Genomic DNA, 2933 nt, shown 5'->3' on the forward strand with positions numbered 1-2933 from the left:
GTGGAGGTTGGCACCGCTCTGGCTGATTTTTTGGTCTATTTTGTCTTGCGGGCTGATGATGCTCAGTTTGCCGCCGATGTTGGCATCGATGCGGTTGGCACTGGCCTGAGCGCCCATCAGGGTGGTATTGCCTTTGCTGGTCAGGCTGAGTTTGTCTGATTGTAAGGTGGTCTGACTGTGGGTTTTGGCATCCAGATGGTTTTTGCCGCTGCTGACGCCGGCTTCGCCATAGATGTAGACGCCGGTTTGGGCGCCGATTGAGGCACCGACGCCTACGCTCAGGCCAGCGCTGCTGTTTTTGCCATCAGCTTTCTGCTGGTTCTGGCCAGCTTCGAGGATGATGTCGCGGGCTGAGTTGAGGTTGATGCTGTCTTTGGCGTTGGCCTGGGTGTTTTGCAGGCGGATGTCGCCCTCGCGGCTGATGAGGTTGATGTTGCCACCGGCGGTAAGCTGGTTTGCCTGTGACAGGCGGTAGCTGCTGTCCTGCTGGCTTTTGCTGCTTTTGAAGCCGATGCCGCTTTCAATTTTGATCAGGCTGGCATCTTGGATGTTTTTGCCGGTGCTGTAGGCCATGTAGCCCTGGCCAAGGGCGGCCATGGTTTGCAGGGCTTTGGTGCGGTCGTCGGCGGCGAAAGATAAGGCAATAGATTAAAGCAGCAGTAACAAGCGAAAAACTGTTACTGCTACTAGTCACGACAACTATAGCGTATTTTAAGCTAAAAAATCCATTGCAAAGGTAGTATACCTAATACAACTGAGCAATTTTATACTATTGGTTACACGGCACATGACATAAAACCCAAGACCATAATCAATCATTAAAGGCCTCAGGCTTAAGCAGCACGATTTTTATGCCAGCAAGCAGATTGTGGTTAAAGCCGTGCAAGGCAAGTTGGTGGTTGGGCTTACCTTGCAGGCTTAAATGATGATTCTCGATTAAAGTTAGAGCGGGAAATACAATCTAAGCTTATTAATTTGATACTTTAATTATTTGGAACATAATCAGGATCTTCATCATCACTATCCCAAAATTGATGAGGCTGTGCATACTCATAATTTTCTATAATAGGGCACCAGCCAAAATCATTATAAAATATATATAATTCATTAATTTTATATTTATTTTCAGATATTTGGTTTAAGGTGATTAAACCTGGCTCTTGATGTGTATAGTCACCTCCCGCTCTTGCAATTGCTCGTTCTTCTAACATTTCCCTATTCCATTCCAATACAATACCTGTTGTATCTGGTGCAACCTCTGGAAAAAGGATCTCAAATTTGTCAGAAATTTGAATTATACATGGTATATTTTTTTGTTTTGCCAACATGCCTATTAATATATTATCTTGAAATTCAACACATAAAATCATTTTTGCCATCCTTTAGGGACAATTACATCCCCCGAAAAGTTCTTCTGAAATGTACTAATGGGACTAAAATATTGTTTACCCCAAGGATCTCGTATTGCGACGACTGGTATACCATTTCGTTTTGTTACTCCATCAACAACAACAAAGTGAGAAAAATTACTTCCTCCTATTTTATCAACTATACGAACAACCACTGGAGTGCCATTAGCCGTATAACGAGCTAAATCATTTACATTGCGATTAGTCCACGCCGTGGAGTCAACACCTTTTGATTTTAGTATATTAGAAACTTGGTGAGAAGTTATACCTTTTGCTGTTGGAGGAGTTTTTGATATTAGTTCTAGGATATCTACAGGTTTGCCCATAGTATCCATAACCATACCACAAGAATTGTGCCCACATGTAGGTAATACGCCCTGATCTACAACCAGCCTATTACCATCACGAGGGATTGCGTCCTCTAACAGAGGATGCTTTGTAGAAGACATTCCAGCTGTGTTATCTACACCAGTCCCTACCTTTCCGGCTTTAGCAGGAACCTTACTAGCCTCTATTACCTCCTTCTTAGCCGCATTGGCAACCTTGGTTATCGCTTTTTCGGTTACCTTTATTCCTGCTTTCGCCGCACCTCCAGCTCCCGTTGCCAGAGCAGCCATATCCAGTAGTAATTTGCCAGTTTCTATACCCGCGTTATATGAACCACCAGCACCAGCTCTTTGATATTCTTCTTCCAGCTTATTTAATCTGCTTATGTACGATTCTTTTACCGCATCACTTACATTTCCCAGAATGTTGCCGCTGGTGAACAGTCCTTTCAAAGCCTGATAGGTTTCTATCGGGTTTGTTGCCATGTGAACCAGTTCTTGGATAGGTTCAATTGCACCTGCTGGCAGGCCGATGACGATACCTGCGGTAAAGCTGGCTTGCTGTGCTGCACTAATAGCAGCCCATTGAGTCTTGACTTTGGCAGTGCACCCTATATTTGTGCACTGCTTCAGCTCTTTCTGTTCCTGAGCCGCTTGTGCATCACTAAGGTAATTATTCTCCACTGCATTCTGCCCAACTACTCCGGCTATTTGTGCATTAACCAATGAACCACCCGTTAGCCCGCCTGATACGGTAGCCACCGCTGATGATAGGTCTCTGATGCTGGCTTTGACGCTTTCCGGTAAGCGGTTCGGGTCTATCTCGCCGGTTCTTGGGTCTATGGCTTCGGGGTATTGATCTTTGGGTAGTTGTTTAATCAGGTATTGGGCAGCTAATTCGGCTGCGCTTGCGCCTACTGCTCCGGCGGCGGCATTACCGCCGTTTACGCTGGCACTGATGGCGCCCAGTAGGGCATGCGCTACCAGTTGGGCGGCCTGATTCTGGTTGTCACCATGGCCGAATTGTTTGCCGATTAGTTCTGCGGCATAGGGAGCCAAGGCGTTGGTGGCTGCTTGCAGGTTGGTTTGGCCGCCAAGGATGCCGGTGACGGCACTGGTGACGGCATTCAGGGCACGGCTCTTGCCGCCGCCGATACCCCATGATTGTGCCTGCTCGTCTGCTGCACGGTAGTCTTTG

Annotated in this window: 3 protein-coding genes; all 3 read right to left on the reverse strand. The window is 46.7% G+C overall.

Annotation, left to right across the window (positions count from 1 at the left end; genetic code table 11):
* Window positions 1-597: hemagglutinin repeat-containing protein (locus tag MJ764_RS11255; protein WP_239327099.1), on the reverse strand; the 597-nt coding region annotated here is incomplete at its 3' end.
* 386 nt (window positions 598-983) lie between these two features.
* Complete coding sequence (locus MJ764_RS11260) at window positions 984-1370, reverse strand: hypothetical protein (protein ID WP_239327101.1); 387 nt, start codon at window positions 1368-1370, stop codon at window positions 984-986.
* The coding region (locus MJ764_RS11265; RefSeq protein ID WP_239327103.1) for a VENN motif pre-toxin domain-containing protein at window positions 1367-2933 on the reverse strand (1567 nt) is incomplete at its 5' end. The genes MJ764_RS11260 and MJ764_RS11265, both read right to left, overlap by 4 nt.

It is taken from the genome of Snodgrassella gandavensis, from assembly GCF_914768025.1.
In the GTDB taxonomy this organism is placed as follows: domain Bacteria; phylum Pseudomonadota; class Gammaproteobacteria; order Burkholderiales; family Neisseriaceae; genus Snodgrassella; species Snodgrassella gandavensis.